Source organism: Pseudonocardia petroleophila, from assembly GCF_014235185.1.
GTDB classification, from domain to species: Bacteria; Actinomycetota; Actinomycetes; order Mycobacteriales; family Pseudonocardiaceae; genus Pseudonocardia; species Pseudonocardia petroleophila.
Genome location: NZ_CP060131.1, coordinates 4,591,357 through 4,614,029 on the forward strand (window position 1 = coordinate 4,591,357; position 22,673 = coordinate 4,614,029).

General features: G+C 75.3%; 19 protein-coding genes. 13 read left to right on the plus strand and 6 right to left on the minus strand.

What is annotated here, in order from left to right; all coding sequences use genetic code 11:
* Positions 1–373 precede the first annotated feature (373 nt).
* From pyrR to pyrF, 6 genes are read left to right on the plus strand one after another with little or no spacing between them, the layout of a single operon-like run.
* On the plus strand, positions 374–979 hold the full coding sequence (gene pyrR, locus H6H00_RS22655; RefSeq protein ID WP_185717731.1) for a bifunctional pyr operon transcriptional regulator/uracil phosphoribosyltransferase PyrR: 606 nt from the start codon (positions 374–376) through the stop codon (positions 977–979).
* Positions 976–1,920 carry an aspartate carbamoyltransferase catalytic subunit gene (locus H6H00_RS22660; protein WP_185717732.1) on the plus strand — a complete coding sequence of 315 codons (945 nt, stop codon included), beginning with the start codon at positions 976–978 and terminating at the stop codon, positions 1,918–1,920. The genes pyrR and H6H00_RS22660 overlap by 4 nt, the downstream gene beginning before the upstream one ends.
* Positions 1,917–3,224: a dihydroorotase gene (locus H6H00_RS22665; RefSeq protein WP_185717733.1), complete on the plus strand. Its 1,308-nt coding sequence runs from the start codon at positions 1,917–1,919 to the stop codon at positions 3,222–3,224. The genes H6H00_RS22660 and H6H00_RS22665 overlap by 4 nt, the downstream gene beginning before the upstream one ends.
* Positions 3,221–4,339, plus strand: a complete 1,119-nt coding sequence (gene carA, locus H6H00_RS22670) for a glutamine-hydrolyzing carbamoyl-phosphate synthase small subunit (RefSeq protein WP_185717734.1) — start codon at positions 3,221–3,223, stop codon at positions 4,337–4,339. Before H6H00_RS22665 ends, carA begins: the two co-directional genes overlap by 4 nt.
* Complete coding sequence (gene carB / locus H6H00_RS22675) at positions 4,339–7,641, plus strand: carbamoyl-phosphate synthase large subunit (protein WP_185717735.1); 3,303 nt, start codon at positions 4,339–4,341, stop codon at positions 7,639–7,641. The genes carA and carB overlap by 1 nt, the downstream gene beginning before the upstream one ends.
* Positions 7,638–8,465 (plus strand): orotidine-5'-phosphate decarboxylase, encoded by an 828-nt coding sequence (gene pyrF, locus H6H00_RS22680; protein ID WP_185717736.1) that lies wholly within the window; start codon positions 7,638–7,640, stop codon positions 8,463–8,465. Before carB ends, pyrF begins: the two co-directional genes overlap by 4 nt.
* 55 nt (positions 8,466–8,520) lie before the next feature.
* On the opposite strand, the gene H6H00_RS22685 is transcribed toward pyrF, so the two are convergent.
* On the minus strand, positions 8,521–9,942 hold the full coding sequence (locus H6H00_RS22685) for a phytoene desaturase family protein (protein WP_185717737.1): 1,422 nt from the start codon (positions 9,940–9,942) through the stop codon (positions 8,521–8,523).
* 475 nt (positions 9,943–10,417) lie between these two features.
* On the opposite strand from H6H00_RS22685, the gene mihF reads away from it, so the two are divergent.
* Genes mihF through coaBC form a run of 4 tightly spaced genes read left to right on the plus strand, consistent with a single transcriptional unit; the run spans position 10,418 to position 12,844 of the window.
* Complete coding sequence (gene mihF, locus H6H00_RS22690; RefSeq protein ID WP_185717738.1) at positions 10,418–10,729, plus strand: integration host factor, actinobacterial type; 312 nt, start codon at positions 10,418–10,420, stop codon at positions 10,727–10,729.
* Positions 10,730–10,731: 2 nt separating this feature from the next.
* Positions 10,732–11,346, plus strand: coding sequence for a guanylate kinase (gene gmk, locus H6H00_RS22695; protein ID WP_255425322.1), 615 nt, complete (start codon positions 10,732–10,734; stop codon positions 11,344–11,346).
* Positions 11,347–11,348: 2 nt separating this feature from the next.
* On the plus strand, positions 11,349–11,624 hold the full coding sequence (gene rpoZ, locus H6H00_RS22700; RefSeq protein WP_141276300.1) for a DNA-directed RNA polymerase subunit omega: 276 nt from the start codon (positions 11,349–11,351) through the stop codon (positions 11,622–11,624).
* A gap of 2 nt (positions 11,625–11,626) precedes the next feature.
* Positions 11,627–12,844: a bifunctional phosphopantothenoylcysteine decarboxylase/phosphopantothenate--cysteine ligase CoaBC gene (gene coaBC, locus H6H00_RS22705; protein ID WP_185717739.1), complete on the plus strand. Its 1,218-nt coding sequence runs from the start codon at positions 11,627–11,629 to the stop codon at positions 12,842–12,844.
* Between the two features lie 120 nt (positions 12,845–12,964).
* On the opposite strand, the gene H6H00_RS22710 is transcribed toward coaBC, so the two are convergent.
* Positions 12,965–13,504 (minus strand): SH3 domain-containing protein, encoded by a 540-nt coding sequence (locus H6H00_RS22710; RefSeq protein ID WP_185717740.1) that lies wholly within the window; start codon positions 13,502–13,504, stop codon positions 12,965–12,967.
* Between the two features lie 221 nt (positions 13,505–13,725).
* Here H6H00_RS22710 and metK point away from each other — a divergent pair, with 221 nt between their 5' ends.
* A complete protein-coding gene (metK, locus tag H6H00_RS22715; protein ID WP_185722673.1) occupies positions 13,726–14,925 on the plus strand; it encodes a methionine adenosyltransferase in 1,200 nt (399 codons plus the stop codon).
* A gap of 13 nt (positions 14,926–14,938) precedes the next feature.
* Positions 14,939–15,379, plus strand: coding sequence for a cupin domain-containing protein (locus tag H6H00_RS22720; protein ID WP_185717741.1), 441 nt, complete (start codon positions 14,939–14,941; stop codon positions 15,377–15,379).
* 3 nt (positions 15,380–15,382) lie between these two features.
* On the opposite strand, the gene eutC is transcribed toward H6H00_RS22720, so the two are convergent.
* From eutC to H6H00_RS22740, 4 genes are all read right to left on the minus strand, one after another.
* Positions 15,383–16,090 (minus strand): ethanolamine ammonia-lyase subunit EutC, encoded by a 708-nt coding sequence (eutC, locus tag H6H00_RS22725; RefSeq protein ID WP_185717742.1) that lies wholly within the window; start codon positions 16,088–16,090, stop codon positions 15,383–15,385.
* On the minus strand, positions 16,087–17,463 hold the full coding sequence (locus H6H00_RS22730) for an ethanolamine ammonia-lyase subunit EutB (RefSeq protein WP_185717743.1): 1,377 nt from the start codon (positions 17,461–17,463) through the stop codon (positions 16,087–16,089). Before H6H00_RS22730 ends, eutC begins: the two co-directional genes overlap by 4 nt.
* The gene (eat, locus tag H6H00_RS22735; RefSeq protein WP_185717744.1) at positions 17,460–18,884 is read right to left on the minus strand and encodes an ethanolamine permease; all 1,425 of its coding nucleotides are present in this window, start codon (positions 18,882–18,884) and stop codon (positions 17,460–17,462) included. Before eat ends, H6H00_RS22730 begins: the two co-directional genes overlap by 4 nt.
* A gap of 364 nt (positions 18,885–19,248) precedes the next feature.
* A complete protein-coding gene (locus H6H00_RS22740; protein ID WP_185717745.1) occupies positions 19,249–19,815 on the minus strand; it encodes a hypothetical protein in 567 nt (188 codons plus the stop codon).
* Between the two features lie 812 nt (positions 19,816–20,627).
* Here H6H00_RS22740 and H6H00_RS22745 point away from each other — a divergent pair.
* Entirely contained in the window at positions 20,628–22,652 is a 2,025-nt protein-coding gene (locus H6H00_RS22745; RefSeq protein ID WP_185717746.1) for a primosomal protein N', read from the plus strand.
* Positions 22,653–22,673: the final 21 nt, after the last annotated feature.

Below are 22,673 nucleotides of genomic sequence, written 5' to 3' on the forward strand. Positions count from 1 at the left end.
TCGAGTGGTGCCCCCCGCGGCCACCCGCCACACAGTGGATCAATACGGAGAGTAATCATGCGCTCGCCGTCGCTGTCTGGTCAAGTTGTCCGGCCCGTCGCGGTCCCGTTACGCCCCGGTTCCACCCTAATGGCTGATCGACACGCCGCCGCCTGGGCTTTGTGGCCGGTACGGGACGGGCCCCGCGCGGCCGCCGTGACCGGAGCGTGACCAGCGTGTGACGGGTGGGACTCCAGAGGGTGTCGTGACGGGCGGTGTGATGCTGGCGATGCCGGGGCGTTCGGAGACGGGTCGTGTCGGTACCCGCTGGTACGGTCGCCCGCGGAAACCGTTCCTTTAAGACCCGTCCGGTGAGGCGGGGAAGGAGAGCCTCGTGGCGAACGACCGCCGCGGGGACGTCCCAGGCGCGCCCGGAGACCGGGAACTGCTCAGCGCCGCCGACGTCACCCGCACCATCGCGCGCATCGCGCACCAGATCATCGAGAAGACCGCGGGCGACGAGGACGTCGTGCTCATCGGCATCCCGACGCGCGGCACGATCCTCGCCCGCCGGCTCTCGGCCGCGATCGGCGAGTTCGCCGGCACGGCCCCGGAGGTCGGCTCCGTCGACGTCACGCTGCACCGCGACGACCTGCGCCGCCGCCCCGCCCGCGCGCTCGGGGACACCGAGGTGCCCGAGGGCGGCCTCGACGACCGGCTCGTCGTCCTCGTCGACGACGTGCTGATGTCCGGGCGCACCGTCCGCGCCGCGCTCGACGCGCTCGCCGACCACGGCCGCCCGCGCGCCGTGCAGCTCGCGGTGCTGGTCGACCGCGGGCACCGCGAGCTCCCGATCCGCGCCGACTACGTCGGCAAGAACGTCCCCACCTCCCGCGACGAGCAGATCCTGCTGCTGCTGGCCGAGACCGACGGCGTCGACGGCGTGCGGCTGCAGCGGATGGCCACCGGCGGAGCCGGCTCCTCGGAGGCCGCGCCGTGAAGCACCTGCTCTCGGTCACCGACCTCGACGCCGCCACCGCCACCGCGCTGCTCGACACCGCCGACCGCCTCAAGCAGGCGCTGCTCGGCCGCGAGGTCCGCAAGCTCCCGACGCTGCGCGGCCGCACCGTCATCACGATGTTCTACGAGAACTCCACGCGCACCCGGGTGTCGTTCGAGATCGCCGGCAAGTGGATGAGCGCCGACACCGTCAACGTCAGCGCCTCGGGGTCCTCGGTGAGCAAGGGAGAGTCGCTGCGCGACACCTCCCTGACGCTGTCCGCGATGGGGGCCGACTGCGTGATCGTCCGGCACCCCGCCTCCGGCTCCGCGCACCGCATGGCGGCCTGGGCCGACCGCGACCGCGAGATGACCGGCACCCACACCTCGATCGTCAACGCCGGCGACGGCACCCACGAGCACCCCACGCAGGCCCTGCTCGACGCGGCCACGCTGCGGGACCGGCTCGGCTCGATCGCCGGGCGCCGCATCGGGATCGTCGGCGACGTCCTGCACAGCCGCGTCGCCCGCTCCAACGTCCTGCTGCTCGCCACCCTGGGCGCCGAGGTGGTGGTGATCGCGCCGCCGACGCTGCTGCCGGTCGGCGTCGCCGAGTGGCCGTGCCGGGTCAGCCCGTCGCTCGACGCCGAGCTGCCCGCCCTGGACGCGGTGATGATGCTGCGCGTGCAGGCCGAGCGGATGCACGGCTCGTTCTTCCCCTCGTCGCGCGAGTACGCGATCGGCTACGGCCTGTCCGAGGCCCGCGCCGCGCTGCTGCCCGAGCACGCCGTCGTGCTCCACCCCGGCCCGATGGTGCGGGGTATGGAGATCGCGCCCGCCGTGGCCGACTCCCCGTCGTCGGCCGTGCTGGCCCAGGTCGCCAACGGCGTCCACGTCCGCATGGCCGTGCTCTACCACCTCCTCGCGGGAGCTCCGGAATGACCGAACAGGGCACGACCGACCTGCTGATCACCGACGTCCGGCCCTACGGCGGGGACGCCGTCGACCTCCTCGTGCGCGACGGCGTCGTGACCGAGATGGGCGCCGGCCTCACCGCACCCGAGGGTGTCCCCGTGCTGGACGGCGGCGGGCACGTGCTGCTGCCCGGCTTCGTCGACCTGCACGTGCACCTGCGCGAGCCCGGTGGCGAGGAGTCCGAGGACGTCGCCACCGGGTCGGCCGCGGCCGCGCTCGGCGGGTTCACCGCGGTGTTCGCGATGCCCAACACCGATCCCGTGGCCGACACGGCGGTCGTCGTCGAGCACGTGTGGCGGCGCGGGCGGGAGGTCGGGCTCGTCGACGTCCACCCCGTCGGCGCGGTCACCGTCGGGCTCGACGGCGCGAAGATGGCCGAGCTCGGCACGATGGCCGCGAGCCGCGCCCAGGTCCGGATGTTCAGCGACGACGGCAGGTGCGTCAACGACCCGCTGATCATGCGCCGGGCCCTGGAGTACGCCTCCGCGCTGAACGTGGTGATCGCCCAGCACGCCGAGGACCACCGCCTCACCGGCGGCGCCCAGGCGCACGAGGGCGTCGTCGCCTCGCGGCTGGGGCTGGCCGGCTGGCCCGCCACCGCGGAGGAGACGATCGTCGCCCGCGACTGCGCGCTGGCCCGCGAGGCCGGGGCCGCGCTGCACGTCTGCCACATCTCCTCGGCCCGCACCGTCGACGTGCTGCGCGCGGCCAAGGCGGCCGGGGTGCGGGTGAGCGCCGAGGTCACCCCGCACCACCTGCTGCTCACCGACGGCAGGCTCACCAGCTACGACCCCGTCAACAAGGTCAACCCGCCGCTGCGCACCGCCGAGGACACCAAGGCGATGCGGGCGGCGCTGGCCGAGGGCGTGATCGACGTGGTCGCCACCGACCACGCGCCGCACGCCAGCCAGTACAAGGACACCGAGTGGCAGGCGGCGCGACCCGGGATGCTGGGGCTGCAGACGGCGTTCTCGGTGCTGGTGCACACCATGGTCGAGCCGGGGCTGCTCGACTGGCGCGGCGTCGCGCGCGTGCTGTCCGAGCGGCCCGCGGAGATCGGGAACCTGCCCGACCAGGGCCGCCCGATCGCGGTGGGGGAGCCGGCCACGTTCGCGCTGGTCGACCCGGAGGCCCAGTGGACCGTGCGCGGCGCGGCGCTGGCCAGCAGGGCGGCGAACACCCCGTACGAGGGGATGCGGCTGCCCGGAGCGGTGGTCGCCACCGTCCTGCGTGGACGGATCACGGCCCAGGACGGGAAGGTCGCCCGGTGAGCGGACGGAGCACGAGCGCGGTACTCGTCCTGGAGGACGGGCGGATCTTCCGCGGCGAGGCCTACGGGGCGCTCGGGACGGGGCTGGGCGAGGCGGTGTTCACCACCGGCATGACCGGCTACCAGGAGACGCTGACCGATCCGTCCTACCACCGCCAGATCGTCGTGCAGACCGCCCCGCAGATCGGCAACACCGGCTGGAACGACGAGGACGACGAGTCCGCCGGGATCCAGGTCGCCGGGTACGTGGTGCGCGACCCGTCGCGGTCGGCGTCGAACTGGCGGTCCACCGGATCGCTCGCGGACGCGTTGCGGGAGCAGGGGATCGTGTCGGTCTCGGGCATCGACACCCGGGCGCTGGTGCGCCACCTGCGCGAGCGCGGGGCGATGCGGGCCGGGGTCTTCTCCGGTGACGACCTGGCCGCCGACGACGTGCTGGTGCAGCGCGTCCTCGACAGCCCGCGGATGGAGGGCTCCGACCTCTTCGGCGCCGTCACGACCCGGGAGCCCTACGTGGTGCCCGCGGTCGGCGCGACGCGGTTCCGGGTCGCTGCGCTCGACGTCGGGATCAAGTCGAACACGCCGAGGATGCTGGCGCAGCGGGGCGTCGAGACGCACGTGCTGCCCGCGTCGAGCACGATCGAGCAGGTCGAGGGCTTCGACGGGTTCTTCCTGTCCAACGGCCCCGGCGACCCGGCGACGGCCGACGGCCCGGTGGCGCTGACGCGCGCGGTGCTGGAGCGGCGGATCCCGCTGTTCGGCATCTGCCTCGGCAACCAGATCCTCGGCCGGGCGCTGGGCCGCGGCACCTACAAGCTGCCCTACGGGCACCGGGGCATCAACATCCCGGTGATCGAGCACGCCACCGGCCGTGTCGCGATCACCTCGCAGAACCACGGGTTCGCCGTCGAGGGCGAGGCGGGGGAGGAGTTCGACACCCCGTTCGGCCGGGCGCGGATCACCCACACCTGCCCCAACGACGGCTGCGTCGAGGGCCTCGCCGCGCTCGACGCGCCCGCGTTCAGCGTGCAGTACCACCCGGAGGCCGCGGCCGGCCCGCACGACGCCGCCGACCTCTTCGACCGCTTCGTCTCGCTGATGGCAGGAGAGCGCTGATGCCCCGCCGTGAGGACATCCGGCACGTGCTGGTGATCGGCTCCGGGCCGATCGTCATCGGCCAGGCGTGCGAGTTCGACTACTCGGGCACCCAGGCCTGCCGCGTGCTGCGCGCCGAGGGCATCCGGGTCTCGCTGGTGAACTCGAACCCGGCCACGATCATGACCGACCCCGAGTTCGCCGACGCCACCTACATCGAGCCGATCACCCCCGAGTTCGTGGAGAAGGTGATCGAGGCCGAGCGCGACGCCGGGTTCCCGGTCACCGCGATCCTGGCCACGCTCGGCGGGCAGACCGCGCTGAACACCGCGATCGCCCTGCACGACAACGGGGCGCTGGAGCGGCACGGGATCGAGCTGATCGGCGCCGACGTCGAGTCGATCCAGCGCGGCGAGGACCGCCTGAAGTTCAAGGAGATCGTGCTGGGCGTGGGCGGCGAGGTGCCGCGCAGCGCCGTCTGCCACTCCATGGACGAGGTGCGCGCGGCCGTCGGCGAGCTGGGCCTGCCGGTCGTCATCCGGCCGTCGTTCACCATGGGCGGGCTCGGCTCGGGCATGGCCCACACCGAGGCCGACCTGGAGCGCCTGGCCGGGGGCGGGCTCGCCGCGTCGCCGGTCACCGAGGTCCTCATCGAGGAGTCGGTCCTGGGGTGGAAGGAGTACGAGCTGGAGCTCATGCGCGACCACCACGACAACGTGGTCGTCATCTGCTCCATCGAGAACATCGACCCGATGGGCGTGCACACCGGCGACTCGATCACCGTCGCGCCGGCCATGACGCTGACCGACCGCGAGTACCAGCACATGCGCGACGTCGGCATCGCGGTGCTGCGCGCGGTCGGCGTCGACACCGGCGGCTGCAACATCCAGTTCGCGGTCCAGCCGGAGACCGGGCGGCTCGTCGTCATCGAGATGAACCCGCGCGTGTCGCGGTCCTCCGCGCTGGCGTCGAAGGCGACCGGGTTCCCGATCGCGAAGATCGCCGCGCGGCTGGCCGTCGGCTACACCCTCGACGAGATCCGCAACGACATCACCGGCGAGACCCTGGCCGCGTTCGAGCCCACGCTCGACTACGTGGCGGTCAAGATCCCGCGGTTCGCGTTCGAGAAGTTCCCCGGCGCCGACCCCGAGCTGACGACGACGATGAAGAGCGTCGGCGAGGCGATGGCGCTCGGGCGCTCGTTCCCCGAGGCGCTGGGCAAGGCGCTGCGGTCGATGGAGACCACGGCGGCCGGGTTCTGGACCACGCCGGATCCCGTGGGGGACCCGGAGATCCGGGTCCCCGTCGACGGGCGGATCTACGAGGTGGAGCGCGCGCTGCGCAGCGGTGCGACCGTGGCCGAGGTGGCCGCGGAGACCGGCATCGACCCGTGGTTCCTCGACCAGATCCTCGCGCTCACCGAGCTGCGCACCGAGATCCTCGACGCGCCCGTGCTGGAGTCGGTGCTGCTGCGCCGGGCGAAGCGGGCCGGGATCTCCGACCGGCAGATCGCCGCGCTGCGCCCCGAGCTCGCCGGGGAGGACGGCGTGCGGACGCTGCGGCACCGCCTCGGCGTCCGCCCGGTCTACAAGACCGTCGACACCTGCGCGGCGGAGTTCCGGGCGCTGACGCCGTACCACTACAGCGCCTACGAGACCGACCCCGGCGCCGAGTCGGAGATCGCGGCCCAGCCCGACCGGCCCAAGGTGCTGATCCTGGGGTCCGGCCCGAACCGGATCGGCCAGGGCATCGAGTTCGACTACTCCTGCGTGCACGCCGTCATGGCGCTGCGCGAGGCGGGCTTCGAGACCGTGATGGTCAACTGCAACCCCGAGACGGTCTCCACCGACTACGACACCGCCGACCGCCTCTACTTCGAGCCCCTCACCTTCGAGGACGTGCTGGAGGTGGTGCACGCCGAGCAGGAGAGCGGCACCGTCGTCGGCGTGATCGTGCAGCTCGGGGGGCAGACCCCGCTGGGGCTCGCCGCCCGTCTCACGGCCGCGGGGGTGCCGGTCGTGGGGACGAGCGCCGCCGCGATCGACCTGGCCGAGGACCGCGGCGCGTTCGGCGAGGTGCTCCGCAGGGCGGGGCTGCCCGCGCCGTCGTTCGGCATGGCCACCACCTTCGACTCCGCGCGCGAGATCGCCGCCCGCATCGGCTACCCGGTGCTGGTCCGGCCGTCCTACGTGCTGGGCGGGCGCGGCATGGAGATCGTCTACGACGACGAGACCCTGGCCGGCTACATCGCCCGCGCCACGACCATCAGCGACGAGCGCCCGGTCCTGGTCGACCGGTTCCTCGACGACGCGGTCGAGATCGACGTCGACGCGCTGTGCGACGGCGTCGAGGTGTTCGTCGGCGGCGTCATGGAGCACATCGAGGAGGCCGGCATCCACTCCGGCGACTCCTCGTGCACCCTGCCCCCGGTCACGCTGGGGCGCAGCGTGATCGAGGCCGTGCGCCGCTCCACGGAGGCGATCGCGCACGGCGTCGGGGTGCGGGGGCTGCTCAACGTCCAGTACGCCCTGCACGGCGAGACGCTCTACGTGCTGGAGGCCAACCCGCGCGCATCGCGGACGGTGCCGTTCGTCTCGAAGGCCACCGCGGTGCCGCTGGCCAAGGCCGCGGCCCGGATCATGCTGGGCGCCACCATCGCCGAGCTCCGCGGCGAGGGCCTGCTGCCCGCCGAGGGCGACGGCGGCGAGCTGCCGCCGGACGCGCCCGTCGCCGTCAAGGAGGCGGTGCTGCCGTTCAACCGCTTCCGCACGAAGGACGGCCGCGGGGTCGACCCGCTGCTCGGCCCGGAGATGAAGTCGACCGGCGAGGTCATGGGCATCGACGCCTCGTTCGGCCCGGCGTTCGCGAAGTCGCAGGCCGCCGCGTACGGGTCGCTGCCGGCGAACGGGAAGGTGTTCGTGTCGGTCGCCGACCGCGACAAGCGCGCGATGGTCTTCCCGGTCCGGCGCCTGGCCGACCTCGGCTTCGAGATCCTCGCCACCGACGGCACCGCCGACGTGCTGCGCCGCAACGGGATCACGACCACGCCGGTGCGCAAGCACTCCGAGGGCGGCGAGACGGTCGTGGAGCTGATCCTCGACGGTCGGGTCGACATGATCATCAACACCCCGTACGGCAACTCCGGGCCGCGCGTCGACGGCTACGAGATCCGCGCGGCCGCGGTCAGCCGGGGGGTGCCGTGCATCACGACGGTGCAGGGCGCGGCCGCCGCGGTGCAGGGCATCGAGGCGACGGCGGCGGGCCGGATCGGGGTGCGCTCCCTGCAGGAGACGCACGCGGCGCTGCAGAAGGCCCGGTCATGAGCACGGTCGTGGGCTTCGGGGAGCGACTGGCGGCCGCGGTCGACGCGCACGGCCCGCTGTGCGCCGGGATCGACCCGCACCCGCCGCTGCTGGCCGAGTGGGGCCTCACCGACGACGCCGAGGGCCTCGCGCGCTTCGCCGACGCCTGCGTCGAGGCGTTCGCGGGGCACGTGGCGGTGGTCAAGCCGCAGTCGGCGTTCTTCGAGCGGCACGGCTGGCGCGGGGTCCAGGTGCTGGAGCGGGTGCTCGCGGGGTTCGCGGGCACCGGCACGCTGACGCTGCTCGACGTCAAGCGCGGCGACATCGGCTCCACGATGGACGGCTACGCCGACGCCTACCTCGCGGTCGGTGCCCCGCTCGGCGCCGACGCCGTCACGCTCTCGCCCTACCTCGGCTTCAGCTCGCTCGCCCCGGCCCTGGACGCCGCGGCCGATGCGGGTCGCGGTGTGTTCGTCCTCGCCCGCACCTCCAACCCCGAGGGTGCGGAGGTGCAGCTGGCGACGTTCGGGGAGCGGACCGTCGGGCAGGTGATGGTCGACGGGGCCGCGGCCCGCAACGCCGCCGCTCCCGGCGGCGTCGGGGTGGTGGTGGGCGCGACGGCCGAGCACGGGCTCGACCTCTCCGCCCTCGACGGCCCGGTCCTCGCCCCCGGCCTCGGTGCCCAGGGCGCCGGCCCGGCCGACGTCGCGGCCCGCTTCGCCGGGGTGCGCGGGACGGTGCTGCCCGCGGCGTCGCGGTCGGTGCTGAGGGCGGGTCCGGACCCGGCGGCGGTCCGCGCCGCCGCGGAGCACCTGCGCGACGAGCTGGCGGTGGCGCGGGCCTGAGCGCGGGCGGGTCGGGCGGTGCGGGCCCGGCACCGGTGGGCCGGGTGCGGGCGCGTCAGGGGCGGGCGCCGAGTGCCTGCCCGGCCGCCGTCCACCCGCCCATGCCGTGGACGCCGCCGCCGGGCGGCGTGCTGGAGGAGCACAGGTACACCCCGGGCAGAGGGGTGCGCCACGGCGACCGGGCGAGCACGGGGCGGGAGACGAACTGCCGCCAGTCGCCGCTGCCGCCGTTGATGTCGCCGCCCACCTCGTTGGCGTTGTGGGCCTCGAGCGCGGCGGGGCCCATGACGTGCCGGGCGAGCACCCGGTCGCCGAACCCGGGGGCGAACCGCTCGATCTGGGCCTCGATCGCCGCCGTCCGGTCCTCCTCGCAGCCGTGCGGCACGTGGCAGTACGCCCAGAACGTGTGCCTGCCCTCCGGCGCGCGCGACGGGTCGGCGACGCACGCCTGCACCCCCAGCACGAACGGCCGTTCCGGGTTGCGCCCGCGGGCCACCGCCCGCTCCGCCGCGGCGACCTCGGCGAACGTGCCGCCCAGGTGCACGGTGCCGGCCGCCGCGACCGCCGGGTCGGTCCACGGGACGGGACCGTCGAGCGCGTAGTCGACCTTGAACACGCCCGGCCCGTACCGGTACCGCTCCAGCCTGCGCCGGTAGCCCGCGGGCAGCCGGTCCCCGGCGACGGCGAGGAGCTGGCGCGGGGTGAGGTCGAGCAGGGTGATGGGGGCGTCGGGCAGCTCGCCCAGGTCGCCCACCCGGCACCCGGTGACGATCTCCGCCCCGCGCCCCCGCAGCCGCCGTGCCAGCGCGTCGGCCAGTGCCTGGGTGCCCCCGCGCACCACCGGCCAGCCGACCGAGTGCGCGAGCGCGCCGAGCAGCATCCCGTAGCCCGCGGTGACGGGGGAGGCGAGGTCGAGGATCGCGTGTGCGGCCATCCCGCCGAACGCGGCGCGCGCGGGCTCGTCGCGGAAGATCCGCCCAGTGACGGTGGCCGGGAGCGCCCCCAGCGCCCCGTAGCGGACGGCGGCCAGCGGGGCCGTCGGCGGCAGGTCCAGCGGGGCGAGCAGCGTGTCGACCAGCGGGAACCCGGCCCGGGCCGTCGCACCCATCGACGCCCGCCAGGCCGCGCCGTCGCGCCCGAACCCGGCGGCGGTGGCCCCCTCGCTGCGCAGCACCAGCGCGGCGTCGCGCCCGTCGAGGGGGTGGGCGGCGGGGACCGGCGGGTGCCGGTACCCGACGTCGAGCGACAGCGCCCGGAACGCCGGCGACGCCAGCGCCAGCGGCACGACGGTGGCGCAGACGTCGTGGTGGAACCCGGGCAGCGTCAGCTCCTCGGTGCGCAGCCCGCCGCCGAGCCGGTCGTTCGCCTCCACCAGCAGCACCCGTGCCCCCGCCTCGGCGAGGCGCAGGGCGCCCACGAGCCCGTTCGGGCCGGACCCGACCACCACGGCGTCGAACCCGTCGGCCTGTGCGCTCATCCCGTCACCCTCCCACCGCGGCGGCCACCCCGCCGCTCGCCGCATCCGGGCGACGGCTCGCCGCGGACGGGGGCGGCGGCCCCCGGCGGGGCCGGGCGTCGCCGGTGGGTTCCGGCCGGGGGCCGCCGCCCGGAAGATCGCCTTCTCGGAGCAGTGCGGCGCCCGGATGTCCGCCCCGACCCGCCCCGCGCGGTGGCTCCCGGTGACCGGCCGGTCCGGATCGCACGGTGCGTCGCGGCACGGGCACCGCGTGTCATGGACGCGGTCCCGAGGGACGGTTGACGACGTGCGGTGAGCGGGCGCGTCGGGGCGCGTCGCGCGCGGGTCGGCGTGGTATCACCCGTACGGGTGGCGGGAGAGAGAACACACAGGTGGCACCCCCCGTTTCGCTTCCCGGACGGGTCGTGAGTACGTTCGGATCAGACCCCGCGGGCAGCCCCGCGGGGCGGTGATTCGACGAACGACGGAGGAGACCGTGGCCCTTCCCCAACTCACCGAGGAACAGCGTGCCGCCGCGCTGCTGAAGGCGGCCGCGGCGCGCCGGGCCCGGGCCGAGTGGAAGGAGCGTCTCAAGCGGGGCGGGACGACCCTCGACGAGGTCCTCAAGGAGGCCGACTCCGACGAGGTGCTCGGCAAGATGAAGGTCTCCGCGCTGCTGGAGTCGCTCCCCGGAGTCGGCAAGGTGCGCGCCGGCCAGATCATGGAGCGCCTGGAGATCGCGCCGAGCCGCCGTCTGCGCGGCCTGGGCGACCGCCAGCGCAAGGCGCTGCTCAGCGAATTCGCCTGACGGTGACCGCGCACGTCGGGAGGGGTCGGCTGATCGTCCTGGCCGGCCCCTCCGGCGTGGGCAAGAGCAGTGTCGTGCGCGAGCTGCGCACGGTGCTGCCCGAGCTGTTCTTCTCGGTCTCGGCCACCACCCGCGACCCGCGCGCGGGGGAGACCCACGGCGTCGACTACCTCTTCGTCGGCCCCGACGGGTTCGACGCCATGATCGCCCGTGGCGAGCTGCTGGAGTGGGCGGAGATCCACGGTGGCCTGCAGCGCTCGGGCACCCCGCGCCGCCCCGTCGAGGAGGCGCTCGCGGCCGGTCGCCCGGTGCTCGTCGAGGTGGACCTCGCCGGGGCCCGCGCGATGAAGGCCGCGATGCCCGAGTGCGTCAGCGTGTTCCTCGCCCCGCCCTCGATGGCGGAGCTGGAGCGCCGCCTCGCCGGCCGCGCCACCGAGACCGAGGCCGCGTTCGCCCGCCGGCTGGAGACCGCCCGCGAGGAGATGGCCGCCCGCCACGAGTTCGACGTCACCGTGATCAGCGACGAGCCGCGGGCCGTCGCGGCCCGGTTGGTAGAGTTGCTGGTTGCCACCCCCCACGGTGCGCACCCACTACATACGCAGGAGTCCTCTTCGTGAGCATGCCGCTGACCGCCCCCGTCGCCGGGGCCCTCCCCGAGGGCATCACCAACCCGCCGATCGACGACCTGCTGGGCCAGGTGAGCTCCAAGTACGCGCTGGTCATCTACGCGGCCAAGCGCGCGCGCCAGATCAACGACTACTACTCGCAGCTGGGCGAGGGCCTGCTGGAGTACGTCGGCCCGCTCGTCGAGCCGGGCCCGCGCGAGAAGCCGCTGTCGATCGCCATGCGCGAGATCCAGGCCCACATGCTGGAGCACACCGAGGGCGAGCAGTAGCGATGACGCCGTCACCCTCGGTCCTGCTGGGGGTGGCGGGAGGCATCGCCGCCTACAAGAGCGCCGAGCTGCTGCGCCGGCTCACCGAGACCGGCCACTCCGTGCGCGTGCTGCCCACGGCCTCCGCGCTGGAGTTCGTCGGCGCCGCCACGTTCGAGGCCCTGTCCGGGCAGCCGGTCCACACCGGCGTCTTCGCCGACGTCCCGTCGGTGCCGCACGTGAAGCTGGGTCAGCAGGCCGATCTCGTCGTCGTCGCCCCCGCCACCGCCGACCTCATGGCCCGTGCCGCGCACGGTCGCGCCGACGACCTGCTCACCGCGTCCCTGCTGACCGCCCGCTGCCCGGTGCTGTTCGCCCCGGCGATGCACACGGAGATGTGGGAGCACCCGGCGACGCGCGCCAACGTCGCGACGCTGCGCGAGCGCGGGGTCGTGGTGCTGGAGCCCGCGTCCGGCCGGCTGACCGGTGAGGACACCGGCCCCGGGCGGCTGCCCGACCCCGCCGAGATCGCCGAGCTCGCCCGCCTGCTGCTGGAGCGGCCCGACGCGCTGCCCCGCGACCTCGCCGGCCGCCGGATCGTGGTGAGCGCGGGCGGCACGCGGGAGGCGCTGGACCCCGTGCGGTTCCTGGGCAACCGGTCCTCGGGGCGGCAGGGCTACGCGCTCGCCCGGGTCGCGGCGCAGCGCGGCGCGCACGTCACGCTAGTCGCCGCGCACACCGCCGACCTGGCCGACCCGGCCGCCGTCGACGTGGTGCGCGCCGGGTCCGCCCGCGAGCTGCGCGAGGCGGTGCTCGCGGCCACCGCGGGCGCCGACGCGGTGGTGATGGCCGCGGCGGTCGCCGACTTCCGGCCGGTCGCGCTCGCCGAGCACAAGATCAAGAAGGGGTCCGCCGACCCGGACCCGCTGCACCTGACCACCAACCCCGACATCCTCGCCGAGCTGGTGCGGGTGCGGGAGCCGGGACAGCTGATCGTCGGGTTCGCGGCGGAGACCGGCGACGAGAGCGGTGACGTCCTGCAGCACGGCCGCGCGAAGCTGGCCCGCAAGGGCTGCGACCTGCTCGTCGTCAACGCGGTGGGCGACGGCCGGGCGTTCGAGGTGCCCGACAACGCGGGCTGGCTGCTCGGCGCCGACGGGTCCGAGACCGAGCTGCCGACGGGGTCGAAGGCGCTGCTGGCCTCACGGGTCTGGGACGTGGTCGCGCCGCGCCTGTCCTGACGGCCCCGGGGAGCGGAGGGGCGGTCGGGACGGGCGCGGCGCACCGGTCGCACCCGCGGGAGGGGCGCTCGGACGGGTGATCGGGGTCACCCGGAGCGGCCCGCCCCCGCGGGGGCGCGATCAGCCGAGCAGCCCGCCGCCGCGGCTCTCGGTCTCCTCCTCCTCGGGGGAGTCCGACGACGAGGAGCCGGTGGTCCCGGGGGTGTCGTCGGCGTCGTCGGACGACGTCGAGGGGGACGTGGTGCGCGGCGTCCGGGTGGCGCTCTCGTCGGCGGAGGACGAGCCGGAGCGGTCCGCGGTGCTGTCGGCGCGGTCGGCCGTGTCGGTGGTGCGCGGCGCGGAGCTGCTGCGCGGGGTGCTGCTGCCCGAGGTCGGGGCGGCGCCGTCGATGGAGACGTAGTCGGTCGACGCCCAGCCGCCCAGGTCGGTGAGCTGGACGAACCCGTTGCTGGTGCGTCCGGTCTCCACCGCGGTGCCCGCCTCGCACAGCGCCACGATCCGCGCCGTGCTGCTCGGCTCCGCGCGGACGTTGACGTTCTCGGTGCAGCGGCCGGGGGCCATGGCGGCCGCGCTCCCGGCCAGCATCCCCATGAGGGTGATCGCGCCGAACGCGACCAGCCCGCCGACAACTGCGGCCGTACGGCCCGGTCGTGCCATCATCGTGGATCCTCTGCTCGGTGGAAGGTGTACACCAGGCCCAACGAGCGTCTCCGTTACCGATTCGCTACCCGGCGTGACACCACCGGAAGCGGTGACGTGTCGCTCGTAACGTCACCGTGCGTGATGGCGACTGTCACGTGGCCGGGGATCCGCACTCGACTACGCTCGGCCCCCAGGATCAGGCACGACGGATCAAGTGCAGACGGACGGAGCAGGGCGTGGTGGCAGTGGGTCGACGGTTGTTCACGAGCGAGTCGGTGACCGAGGGGCACCCGGACAAGATGTGCGACGCCATCAGCGACACGATCCTCGACGCGCTGCTGGCCGACGACCCCCGCAGCCGGGTGGCCGTGGAGACGATGGTGACCACCGGGCAGGTGCACGTGGCCGGGGAGGTCACGACGAACACCTACGCCGACATCCCGACGCTGGTGCGGGAGAAGATCCTGGAGATCGGCTACGACTCGTCGTCGAAGGGCTTCGACGGCGCGTCCTGCGGGGTCAACGTCGCGATCGGTGCGCAGAGCGCCGACATCGCGCAGGGCGTCGACTCCGCCTACGAGAGCCGGGTCGAGCTCTCCGAGGACGAGATCGCGAAGCAGGGCGCGGGCGACCAGGGCCTGATGTTCGGCTACGCCAACACCGACACCGACGAGCTCATGCCGCTGCCGATCGCGCTCGCGCACCGGCTCGCGCGGCGGCTCACCGAGGTCCGCAAGACCGGCGTGCTGCCCTACCTGCGCCCGGACGGCAAGACCCAGGTCACCATCGAGTACGACGGCGACAAGGCCGTGCGGGTCGACACGGTGGTCGTGTCCAGCCAGCACGCCGCCGACATCGACCTCGACGGCATGCTGGCCCCCGACATCCGCGAGCACGTCGTGGGCCCCGAGCTCGCCGAGCTCGGCCTCGACGTCTCCGACGTGCGGCTGCTGGTCAACCCGACCGGCCGGTTCGTCGTCGGCGGCCCGATGGGCGACGCGGGCCTGACCGGCCGGAAGATCATCGTCGACACCTACGGCGGCTTCGCCCGCCACGGCGGCGGCGCGTTCTCCGGCAAGGACCCGTCGAAGGTCGACCGCTCGGCCGCGTACGCCATGCGCTGGGTCGCGAAGAACGCCATCGCGGCCGGCCTGGCCGAGCGCATCGAGGTGCAGGTCGCCTACGCCATCGGCAAGGCGGCGCCCGTCGGCCTGTTCGTCGAGACCTTCGGCACCGAGCACGTCGACCCGGCGAAGATCCAGGCCGCGATCTCCGAGGTCTTCGACCTCCGCCCGGCCGCGATCATCCGCGACCTCGACCTGCTGCGCCCCATCTACGCCCCGACCGCCGCGTACGGCCACTTCGGCCGCCGCGACATCGAGCTGCCGTGGGAGAGCACCTCCCGCGCCGACGCGCTGAAGGCCGCCGTGGGCTCCTGAGCGGAGACGGTCGGTGAGCTACCACGTCCACCGCGCGGCGGGCCCGTCCGACCTGACGGGCCCGCCCGCGGTGCGCTTCGTGGCGCCCGGCTCGACCACGGCCGGGCGCTACGGCCTGTTCGAGTACACGACCCCGCCCGGCCCCGGGGCCCGGCCGCACCTGCACCACACGTTCTCCGAGGCGTTCTACGTGCTCGGCGGCGAGCTGACGATCTTCGACGGCAGCACGTGGTCGGCGTACGGCGCTGGCGACTACGCCTACGTGCCCGAGCAGGGCGTGCACGCCTTCCGCAACGACGGTGACGTCGACGCGCGGTTCCTCATCCTGTTCTCCCCGGGCATCGCGCGGGAGCGGTTCTTCTCCGAGATGGCGGAGATCCGCACGAGCGGCCGCGTGCTGACCGAGGAGGAGTGGGTGGACTTCTACGCCCGCCACGACCAGGTCAACCTCTGACCCTCACGAGGTGAGGGCGGGGTCGGCCTTCAGGGTCACCCCTGACACCCCCAGGCGCCTCGCCTCCGCCATCAGCATCGCCGCCGTCGTCGCGGCCGCCTCGTAGCCGGTGCCGTGCGGCGGGCGGATGTTGGACAGGCAGTTGCGCTCGGAGTCCCGGCGCCCGCGCCGCGCGTCGAAGGTGAAGTAGATCCCGAGGCTGTCGGTGGAGCTCATCCCCGGCCGCTCGCCGATGAGCACCACCACGCTGCGCGCGCCCAGCCCCGCCGCGATCTCGTCGCCCAGCGCCACCCGGGCCTGCGTGGCGATCACGACCGGCGCGATCCGCCAGCCGTCGAGGCGTTCGACGAGGGCCCGGAGCATGGGGACGCCGTGGGCGTGCACCGCCTGCGGCGAGAGCCCGTCGGCCAGGACGAGCACGACGTCGTGCCCGCCCGCCTCCAGCTCCGTGCCGTCGGCGAGGCGCCGCCCGAGGTCGGGTCGCTGCAGGTACTCCGCGCGCGACGTCGCGGCGCTCGTCACGCGCAGGACCGTTCCGTCCAGGTCGGTGGCCAGCGCGTCGACGTCGAGGGGTGCGTGCACCGCGTCACGGGCGGCGGCGTGGGCGGCGCGGAGCTCCAGCAGCCGGGCGGTGGGCAGGGCGTCGCCGGCGCGGCCCAGCGCGACGCGGGCGCGGGTCGCGGCGCGGAGGGCGTCCAGGGGGTCGCTCATGCCAGCCCCGCCGTCAGCGCGCGCACGGCGGGGGAGTCGATCTCCCGGATCCGCCCCGAGCCGTCGAGCAGCTCCATCCGCTCCAGCCACGCCGCGAACTCCGGGGCCGGGGACAGGCCGAGCACCTGCCGGGCGTAGAGCGCGTCGTGGAACGACAGCGACTGGTAGTGCAGCATCACGTCGTCGCCGCCGGGCACGCAGATCACGAACGAGCAGCCGGCCACGCCGAGCAGCGTGAGCAGGGCGTCGGTGTCGTCGGCGTCGGCCTCGGCGTGGTTGGTGTAGCAGACGTCGACGCCCATCGGGACGCCGAGCAGCTTGCCGCAGAAGTGGTCCTCCAGCCCGGCGCGGGTGATCTGCTTGCCGTCGTAGAGGTACTCCGGCCCGATGAACCCGACGACGGTGTTGACCAGCAGCGGGTCGAACTCGCGCGCCACGGCGTAGGCCCGGACCTCCAGGGTCTGCTGGTCGACGCCGTGGTGCGCGTCGGCCGACAGCGCGCTGCCCTGCCCCGTCTCGAAGTACATGCAGTGCGTGCCGACGGTGCCGCGGCCCAGCCCGAGCGCGCCCTGGTGGGCCTCGCGGAGCAGGTCGAGCGTGACGCCGAACCCGGAGTTGGCCGCCTGCGTGCCGGCGATCGACTGGAACACCAGGTCGACCGGCGCCCCGCGCTCCATGACCTCGATCGACGTCGTGACGTGCGCGAGCACGCAGCTCTGGGTCGGGATGTCGTAGCGCAGCCGCACGTCGTCGACGAGGCGGAGCAGGTCGATCGTGCGCTGCGGGCTGTCGGTGGCCGGGTTGATCCCGATGACGGCGTCGCCGCTGCCCAGCAGCAGCCCGTCGACGATGGTCGCGGTGACGCCGACCGGGTCGTCGGTGGGGTGGTTGGGCTGCAGGCGGGTGGCCATCGTGCCGGGCAGCCCGAGCGTCGAGCGGAACGCGGTGACGACGGGCGTGCGCCGGGCGACCGCGACGAGGTCCTGCAGCCGCATGAGCTTGGACACCGCGGCCACCATCTCCGGGGTGAGGCCCGGGGCCAGCGCGGTGGTGTCGGTGGACGGCGCGAGCAGGTGGTCGCGGAACTCGCCGACGGTCATCGACGCGACCGGTGCGAACGCCGCCGCGTCGTGGGAGTCGACGATCAGCCGCGTCACCTCGTCGTCCTCGTAGGGGATCACGAGCTCGTCGAGGAACGTGGCGAGCGGCAGGTCGGCGAGCAGCGCCTGCGCGGCCACCCGCTCCTGCTCGGAGCGCGCCGCGACCCCGGCCAGCACGTCGCCGGAGCGCTCCGGGGTGGCCGCGGCGAGCAGGGCCCTGAGGTCGGCGAACCGGTGGCCGTGCCCGCCGAGGGTGATCTGCCGGACGGTCACCGCAGCTCGTCCTCCGCCGCGGCCAGCGCGGCGAACTCCTCGTCGGGGGCGCTCGCGACGAGGTGGTGGCGGCTGTAGAGGCCGAAGTAGGCCATGAACAGCGCGAACGCGCCGAGCGCGCACAGCGCCGCGACGCTGTCGACGAGGAAGGTGGCGATCACCGAGATCACGGCCACGACCAGCGCGAACCCGGTGGTGGCCACGCCGCCCGGGGTGCGGTAGGGCCGCGGCATGTCCGGCTCGCGGCGGCGCAGCACGATGTGGCTGACCATCATCAGCACGTAGCTCAGCGCCGCCCCGAACACGGCCATGTTGAGCAGCACCGCGCCCTGGCCGGTCAGCGAGAGCAGGAAGCCGATGACGCCCGGCACGATCAGCGCCAGCGTCGGGGCCTTGCGGCCGTTGGTCAGCGAGAGCACCCGGGGCAGGTAGCCGGCGCGCGAGAGCGCGAACGTCTGGCGCGAGTACGCATAGATGATCGAGAAGAAGCTGGCGACGAGCCCGGCCAGGCCGATGTAGTTGACGACGGTGGCCATCGTGCCGGTGCCCAGCGCCTCGACGAGCGGGTTGCCCGACTCCGACAGCGCCGCCGCCCCGATCGCGCCGGTGGCCAGCACGAGCACCGCAGCGCCCGTGACGAGCAGTACGGCCATCGCGGCGATGATCCCGCGCGGGACGTCCTTGGCCGGGTCGCGGGCCTCCTCGGCGCCCAGGGGCACGCCCTCGATCGCGAGGAAGAACCAGATCGCGAACGGCACGGCGGCCCAGATGCCGAGGTAGCCGTAGGGCAGGAACGGCGAGGAGCCCGTGGCGTCGGTCGGCGGGATGTCGGTGAGGTTGGCGGTGTCGAACAGCGGCACGGCGGCGATCGCGAAGACCACCAGCCCGATCACCGCGATCGCGGTGATGCCGAACATCACCTTCAACGCCTCGCCGACGCCCATCAGGTGCACGCCGACGAACAGCACGTAGGCGGCGAGGTAGACCCACCAGCCGTCGGTGATGCCGAACAGGCCCAGCGACTCGACGTAGGCGCCGATGAACGTGGCGATCGCGGCCGGGGCGATCGCGTACTCGATGAGGATGGCGGTGCCGGTGGCGAACCCGCCCCACGGCCCGAGCGCGCGGCGGGCGAAGGTGTAGCCGCCCCCGGCCGTCGGCAGGGCGGAGGACAGCTCGGCCATGCCCAGCACCATCGCGGTGTACATCGCGGCGATGAGGACACCGGCGATCAGCAGGCCGCCGAACCCGCCCTGGCCGAGGCCGAAGTTCCAGCCCGAGTAGTCGCCGGAGATGACGTAGCTGACGCCCAGGCCCGCGAGCAGGACCCAGCCCGCCGCGCCCTTCTTCAGCTGACGCCGGGCGAGGTAGTCGTCGGCGGCGCCGGTGCGGGTGGAGGGGGTGGTCGGTGGGGTGCTCACGGCGTCCTCCGGTCGGTCGGGGTGCCGACACGGTAGGTGGGTGATGTTGCCCGCGTCTCACGTCCGCGTTTCCCGGTGCGCGGATCCACCCGGTCGGCGCGCGGCCATCCGGACCAGTGCGGGGATCGTCGGGGGTGTCCTGCACGATGCAGCGGACCGCGGCCGGAGGTCCTCCCGGTCACCGCAGCTCGTCCTCCGCCGCCGCGCGGGCCGGGAGCACCACGGCGTGCGCGGCCAGGACGATCGGGCGGTCCCTGACCCGCCCGGGGTCGGCGATGACGCCGCGATCGCACGTCCGGGGACGGGGGACGGCCCGCTCGCGCGCAGAGGCGTCGAGCGGGCCGTTCGGTCGCGCCAGGTCGCCTCAGCCGTCGCGGCCGGGGCTCCCGTCGCTCCCGCGGGGGCCCTCGCCGCGCGTGCCGCCCGCACCGCCCTCGCCCCCGGGACTGCCCCCGTCGCCGCCGGGGCCGCCCGAGGAGATGCCGTCGCCCTCGGTGGTCGTGATCGGGCCCGAGTCCCTGCCGTCGCCGCCGTCGCCGCCCCGCCCGGTCGACCCCACCTCGGTGGTGGTGCCGCCGTCGGTGCTGGTGGTGCGGGTGCCGCCGGCACCGCCGCTGCCCCCGTCCCCGCCGTCGCCGCCCCGGGCGACCGGGTAGGGGCTGGTCGACCCCCCGCCGAACCCGCCGTCACCGCCGTTCCCGCCGGCCCCGCCCCCGCCCCCGCCGGTCGAGGTCCCCGCGCCGCCGGTGGCCGTGGCGTCGCCGCCGCTCCCACCGCTGCCACCGGGCCCACCGGCCCCTCCGGTGGTGCTGGTGGTGGTGGTGTCGTCCGGGTCGTCGACGACTCCGGTGGTGGATCCGCCGTCGCCACCTGCACCGCCGGCGCCCCCTCGTCCGGCCGTGGCGGTCGCCGGCGCGCCGCCGCCGCCCACGGCGGTCGCCGACCCGCCCTGGCCACCGGCCCCGCCCGCGGCCCCGGTCCCGCCGTCGGTGAGCGTGCCGGACTCGACGGGCCCGCCGTCGCCACCGGCCCCGCCGGTCCCGCCGTCGCCGCCGGTGGCGCTCGCGGCGCCGCCGGCCCCTTGCGCGCCGGAGGGCGCCGCCGCGCCGTCGACGGTGCCGGTGCCCCCGGCACCGCCCGTGCCACCGGTGGCACCGGCGTTCTGACCGGCGCCGCCCGCGGCCCCCGGGCTGCCGCCCTCCCCGGTCCTGTCGTACCCGGAGGACGGCGCCCCCGCGGGGCCGGCCGTCCCGGTCGCCCCGTTGGCGCCCTGCGCGGTCGCGCCCCCGGCGACGGCGCCACCCCGAGGGCCAGTGCCAGCGCCGCCGGCGCCCCCACGATCGCTCCGGCGACCACCCGACGTCGGACCTTGCGATGGCGACCCGCCACGGCGACTACCCCTCGTCAGAACCCGGCGACGGGTTCACCCCGTCGCGACAGTGATCAAGCTTCTGGATCCGAACGGACCAGGACAAGCGACCTGGGTCGCCGCCGCACTAGCCCGGACGGGTGATCATCAGGTCGGGTGCCGCACCACGGCGTGGACGCGTCGGCGACCGCGGCCACGACGTCGAAGCCCGGCCGATCACGTCCCCCGCCCGTCAGGGCGGTCCACCGCTGACCGCACGCGGAGCGCAGGGCGGCTCAGCCAGTCCGGCACCGTCGTCCGACACGGCGGGTGGTCGGCGCGCGGCCGTCCGGACCAGTGCGGGGACCGTCGGGGGTGTCCTGCACGATGCGGGCATGACCGCGACCCGCCCCGTGCCCGCGCGCGGGCAGTGGACCGCGGCCGAGGTCCTCCCGGTCGCGCGCGTCGCCGTCGACGTCCCGCTCGCCCACCTGGACCGCCCCTTCGACTACCGCGTGCCGGCCCACCTCGACGCCGACGCGCAGCCCGGCGTGCGCGTGCGCGTCCGCTTCGCCGGGCGCGCGCTCGACGGCTGGGTGCTGGAACGGGCGGCCACGACCGAGCACGACGGCCGGCTGGGGTGGATCGACAAGGTGGTGTCGCCGGAGCCCGCGCTCACCCCCGAGGTCGCGGCGCTGTGCCGCACCGTGGCCGACCGCTACGCCGGGGTGTTCGCCGACGTCGTCCGGCTCGCGGTGCCGCCGCGGCACGCCCGCGTGGAGAAGGAGGTGCGCGAACCCGCCCCGGACCCCGCGGCCCCGGTGGCCGACCCGGCCGGGTGGTCGCGCTACCGGCACGGCACCGCCCTGCTCGACGCGCTGGGCGGCAGCCGGGCCGCGCACGCGGTGTGGCAGGCGCTGCCGGGGGAGTCGTGGACGGCCCGGCTCGCCGAGGCCGCCGCCGCCACCGCCGCCGCGGGGCGGGGGGCCCTGCTCGTCGTGCCCGACCAGCGCGACGTCGACGCGCTGCACGCGGCGCTGGCCGAGCGGGTCGGGGCCGGGGCGGTCGTCGCGCTCACGGCCGAGCTGGGCCCCGCCGAGCGCTACCGCCGGTGGCTCGCGGTGCGCCGCGGGCAGGTGCGGGTCGTCGTCGGCACGCGGGCGGCGGCGTTCGCCCCGATCGCCCGGCCGGGCCTGCTGGCCGTCTGGGACGACGGCGACGACCTGCACGCCGACCCCCGCGCGCCCTACCCGCACGTCCGCGACGTCCTGGTGGCCCGGGCCCACGCGGCCGGGGCGGCGCTGCTCGTCGCCGGGTTCGCGCGCACGGCCGAGGCGCAGCTGCTGGTGGAGTCGGGCTGGGCGCGGGAGGTCGTCGCGGAGCGGGCGGTGGTGCGGGCGGCGATGCCGCGGATCGAGGCGCTGGGCGAGGGCGACGGGGCGCTGCTCGCCCGCGACCCCGACGCCCGGGCCGCCCGCCTGCCGCACGTCGCGTTCGAGGCCGCCCGGGCCGCGCTCGCCGGCGGGCGGCCGGTGCTCGTGCAGGTGCCGCGCTCGGGGTACGTGCCCTGGCTGTCGTGCGGGCAGTGCCGGGAGACCGCGCGGTGCCGGCACTGCGCGGGCCCGCTCGGCCTGCGCCGGGGAGCCGATCCCGACTCCCCGGCCCTGCCGCACTGCCGCTGGTGCGGGCGGCCGGACCCGGCGTTCCGCTGCCCGGCGTGCGGGTCGCGGCGGCTCCGCGCCGGGGTCGTCGGGGCCGGGCGCACCGCTGAGGAGCTGGGGCGGGCGTTCCCCGGGGTCGCCGTGCGGGCGTCGGGGGGCGGGGCCGCGGTGCTGGCGTCGGTGCCGTCCGGGCCGTCGCTCGTCGTCGCGACGCCGGGGGCCGAGCCGCCCGCCGACGGCGGCTACGGCGCCGCGCTGCTGCTCGACGGCTGGGCCATGCTCTCGCGCCCGGACCTGCGGGTGGCCGAGGAGACGCTGCGCCGCTGGCTGGCCGCCGCCGCGCTGGTCGTCCCGCACACCGACGGGGGGCGGGTCGTCAGCACCGCCGACGCGGCGCTGCCGGGCGTGCAGGCCCTGGTGCGCTGGGACCCGGCCCACCACGCGGCCGCCGAGCTCGCGGCGCGCACCGAGGTGGGCTTCCCGCCCGCCGTGCGGATGGCGGCGGTGGAGGGCGTGCCGACGGCGGTGGCCGAGATCGTCGAGGAGGTGCGGGCGGCCCTGGAGGTCGAGGAGCTGGGACCCGTCGAGATCGAGCCTCCCGCCCCCGACGGCGTCGAGCGGGAGCGCAGCCTGCTCCGGGTGCCGCGGGCGCGGGGCCGGGAACTGGCCGCCGCCCTGCACGCGGCCCAGGCCGCGCGCACCGCCCGCAAGGCCCCCGATCCGGTGCGCGTGCGGCTGGATCCCGTCGCGATCGAGTGAGGTGGCAGAATCGAAGGTCGC